This is a genomic window from uncultured Roseovarius sp. (genome assembly GCF_913054395.1).
GTDB lineage: Bacteria > Pseudomonadota > Alphaproteobacteria > Rhodobacterales > Rhodobacteraceae > Roseovarius.
This window is the reverse complement of the sequence record NZ_CAJXIP010000232.1, coordinates 1-3,499: the sequence shown is the minus strand read 5'-3', so window position 1 is coordinate 3,499 and position 3,499 is coordinate 1. Positions and strand designations below refer to the sequence as shown.

Here is a 3,499-nt window from a genome sequence, read left to right as displayed (position 1 = left end):
CCGCGAAGGCGGCCGCACCGTCGGCGCCGGCGTCGTCAGCAAAATCATCGAGTAACAACCTATTAAGGGTTCGACGAGGAAGGCCGGGTGGTCCGGCCTTCCTCCTATCAACTCCAACGCCGCGAAAGGCTAAAAAATGCAAAGCCAAAACATTCGCATTCGGCTGAAGGCATTTGACTACCGCGTACTGGATGCCAGCACGCAGGAAATCGTCAATACCGCCAAACGGACCGGTGCCGAGGTTCGTGGGCCCATCCCGCTGCCGAACAAGATTGAAAAATTCACTGTTCTGCGTGGCCCCCACGTAAACAAGAAATCGCGCGATCAGTTCGAGATCCGGACGCACAAGCGTCTGCTCGACATCGTTGACCCCACGCCGCAAACGGTAGACGCGCTGATGAAGCTCGATCTTGCCGCCGGCGTTGATGTCCAGATTTCGGTTTAAGGAGGGCTACTGATGTTGCGCTCTGGTGTAATCGCAAAAAAAGTCGGCATGACCCGGCTTTTCATGGAAGACGGCAAGCAGATTCCTGTGACCGTTCTTCAACTCGACAAACTTCAGGTTGTTGCTCAGCGCACGGCCGAACAGCACGGCTATTCCGCTGTTCAGCTTGGTGCAGGCACCGCCAAGGTCAAACGCACAAGTCAGGCCATGCGTGGTCACTTTGCGGCAGCCAAGGTTGAACCAAAGCGCAAGGTTGCGGAATTCCGCGTTGCGCCGGAAAACCTGATCAACGTGGGCGAAGAGATCACTGCTGACCATTACTTTGAAGGTCAGTTCGTGGACGTCTCGGGCACCTCGATCGGTAAGGGCTTCCAGGGTGCCATGAAGCGGCACAACTTTGGTGGTCTGCGGGCGTCGCACGGTGTGTCTGTAAGCCACCGTTCGCACGGTTCGACCGGTCAGTGTCAGGATCCGGGCAAGGTTTTCAAAGGCAAGAAGATGGCCGGTCACATGGGCTCTGCCCGCGTTACCACGCAGAATCTTCAGGTCGTGAAAACAGATGCCGATCGTGGTCTGATCATGATCAAAGGCGCCGTTCCCGGTTCCAAGGGCGGTTGGGTGACGATCAAGGATGCGGTCAAGAAACCGTTCCCCGAGAACGCGATCCTGCCGGCAGGTCTGAAATCCATGGCCGATGAAGCCGCGAAAGCCGCCGAGGCCGCCGCTGCCGAAGCTGCCGCCGCTGAAGAAGCCGCCGCAGCGGCCGCCGCCGAAGCAGAACAGGCCGCCCTGGATGCGGCAGCTGCCGAAGAGGCAAAGGTTGATGCGGTTGCTGAAGCCGAGAAGAAGGAAGGCGAAGAATGAAACTCGACGTGATCAAACTGGACGGCGGCAAGGCCGGCTCGGTCGATCTGGGCGAAGACATCTTCGGCCTGGAACCGCGCGCGGACATCCTGCACCGCGTCGTCCGCTGGCAGCGTAACAAAGCGCAGGCCGGTACACACAAGGTGAAAACCCGGTCCGAGGTCAGCTATTCGACCAAGAAGATCTATCGCCAAAAAGGCACCGGTGGCGCCCGCCACGGCGCGCGCTCGGCACCGATCTTCCGCAAGGGTGGTATCTACAAGGGCCCGACGCCCCGTAGCCACGCCCACGACCTGCCGAAAAAGGTACGTCAGCTTGGTCTCAAGCACGCCCTCTCTGCCAAGATGGCAGCAGGCGAGCTGGTGATCATCGACGTGGCAACCTCGACCGGCAAGACTTCGGTTCTGGCCAAACAGATGCGCGACCTTGGTTGGAAACGCACGCTGATCATCGACGGGGCTGAAGTGAACGCAGAGTTCGCCAAAGCCGCCCGCAACATCGAAGGTCTCGATGTGCTGCCGTCGATGGGCGCAAACGTCTATGACATCCTCAAGCGTGACACCCTGGTGCTCACGAAGGCGGGTGTCGAAGCACTGGAGGCTCGTCTGAAATGAGCGCGAAACCGCAACATTACGATGTGATCCGCAAGCCGATCATCACCGAAAAGGCCACCATGGCCTCTGAAAACGGTGCTGTCGTCTTCGAGGTGGCCATTGACGCCAACAAACCCCAGATCAAAGAGGCCGTCGAGGCGCTCTTTGGTGTCAAGGTCAAGGCCGTGAACACCACGATCACCAAGGGTAAGCAAAAGCGCTTCCGTGGCCAGTTGGGCCGCCGGAATGACGTCAAGAAGGCTTATGTGACCCTGGTTGAGGGCAACACGATCGACGTGACCACCGGTCTGTGATTGTGTGGTGGGCTAAGTCCCGCCCTACGGTACCAAGATTTGGACCCCGGCTGCCGAAAGGTGGCCGGGGTTCGACCTGTTTGAGGGCCCGAAATGGGGCGCCTCGGATCACAGAGCCTGATCAAATCCGGGGCGAGGGGGCGGATCTGGTCCTGCGCGAAACCGCAGGTTGGGTGGGTGAAACCCACGCCCCGAGAAGATCATACCAGTCCCGGCGCTTGGGTTTTATCCGCCCTGCGAGTTTTATGGCTGCAAACACTTGACCCTTAATGCGTCCTCCACTAACAGAACCCATCCGCAAGGCCCCGGATTCGTCCGGGGCTTCGCTGTTGTTCGCAAGAGCAACTCTAACCGGGGACCTTCGGGGCCCTAGAACCAGGCCACCTTCGGGGGGCTACAACATTGGCGGGTACGACCCGCCGCAAGCAAACGGAAGACAGAAAGCATGGCACTCAAGTCGTATAAGCCGACGACGCCGGGCCAGCGTGGGCTGGTGCTGATCGACCGTTCGGAACTTTGGAAAGGTCGCCCCGTCAAATCTCTCACCGAGGGTTTGTCGAAACATGGCGGTCGGAACAACACCGGACGGATCACGATGCGTCGCAAAGGCGGCGGGGCAAAACGCCTCTACCGGATCGTTGATTTCAGACGGAACAAATTCGATGTGGCGGCAACCGTCGAGCGGATCGAATATGACCCGAACCGGACCGCGTTCATCGCGTTGATCAAATATGAAGATGGCGAGCAGGCATATATCCTGGCCCCCCAGCGTCTGGCTGTGGGTGACAAGGTTCTGGCCGGCGCCAAGGTCGACATCAAGCCGGGCAACGCAATGCCGTTCTCGGGCATGCCGATCGGTACGATCATCCACAATATCGAGCTGAAGCCCGGTAAAGGTGGTCAGATCGCACGCGCCGCAGGCACCTATGCCCAGTTCGTGGGTCGTGATGGTGGCTATGCTCAGATCCGTCTGAGCTCGGGCGAACTTCGCCTGGTGCGCCAGGAATGCATGGCCACCGTTGGTGCCGTCAGCAACCCCGACAACAGCAACCAGAACTACGGTAAAGCGGGCCGCATGCGTCACAAGGGCATCCGCCCGTCTGTGCGTGGTGTGGTTATGAACCCCATCGACCACCCGCATGGTGGTGGTGAAGGCCGTACATCGGGTGGTCGTCACCCTGTTACGCCCTGGGGTAAGCCCACAAAAGGTGCTCGTACCCGGAACAAGAACAAAGCGTCGCAAAAGCTGATCATCCGCTCGCGTCACGCCAAGAAGAAGGGAC

Annotated in this window: 5 protein-coding genes; all 5 read left to right on the top strand. The window is 59.4% G+C overall.

Annotation, left to right across the window (positions count from 1 at the left end; genetic code table 11):
* Window positions 1-136 precede the first annotated feature (136 nt).
* Window positions 137-445 (top strand): 30S ribosomal protein S10, encoded by a 309-nt coding sequence (rpsJ, locus tag QZ522_RS18515; RefSeq protein ID WP_007817142.1) that lies wholly within the window; start codon window positions 137-139, stop codon window positions 443-445.
* A gap of 12 nt (window positions 446-457) precedes the next feature.
* Window positions 458-1,309, top strand: coding sequence for a 50S ribosomal protein L3 (rplC, locus tag QZ522_RS18510; protein ID WP_294615061.1), 852 nt, complete (start codon window positions 458-460; stop codon window positions 1,307-1,309).
* Window positions 1,306-1,923, top strand: coding sequence for a 50S ribosomal protein L4 (gene rplD / locus QZ522_RS18505; protein ID WP_294615058.1), 618 nt, complete (start codon window positions 1,306-1,308; stop codon window positions 1,921-1,923). Before rplC ends, rplD begins: the two co-directional genes overlap by 4 nt.
* Complete coding sequence (locus QZ522_RS18500) at window positions 1,920-2,216, top strand: 50S ribosomal protein L23 (protein WP_294615056.1); 297 nt, start codon at window positions 1,920-1,922, stop codon at window positions 2,214-2,216. The genes rplD and QZ522_RS18500 overlap by 4 nt, the downstream gene beginning before the upstream one ends.
* A gap of 445 nt (window positions 2,217-2,661) precedes the next feature.
* A partial coding sequence (rplB, locus tag QZ522_RS18495; RefSeq protein ID WP_294615053.1) for a 50S ribosomal protein L2 occupies window positions 2,662-3,499 on the top strand: 838 nt, incomplete at its 3' end.

Bases quoted from the DNA above. Each gene is read 5' to 3' on its own strand.
- rpsJ (WP_007817142.1), top strand. From the start codon at position 137: ATGCAAAGCCAAAACATTCGCATTCGGCTGAAGGCATTTGACTACCGC.
- rplD (WP_294615058.1), top strand. From the start codon at position 1,306: ATGAAACTCGACGTGATCAAACTGGACGGCGGCAAGGCCGGCTCGGTC.
- rplC (WP_294615061.1), top strand. From the start codon at position 458: ATGTTGCGCTCTGGTGTAATCGCAAAAAAAGTCGGCATGACCCGGCTT.
- QZ522_RS18500 (WP_294615056.1), top strand. From the start codon at position 1,920: ATGAGCGCGAAACCGCAACATTACGATGTGATCCGCAAGCCGATCATC.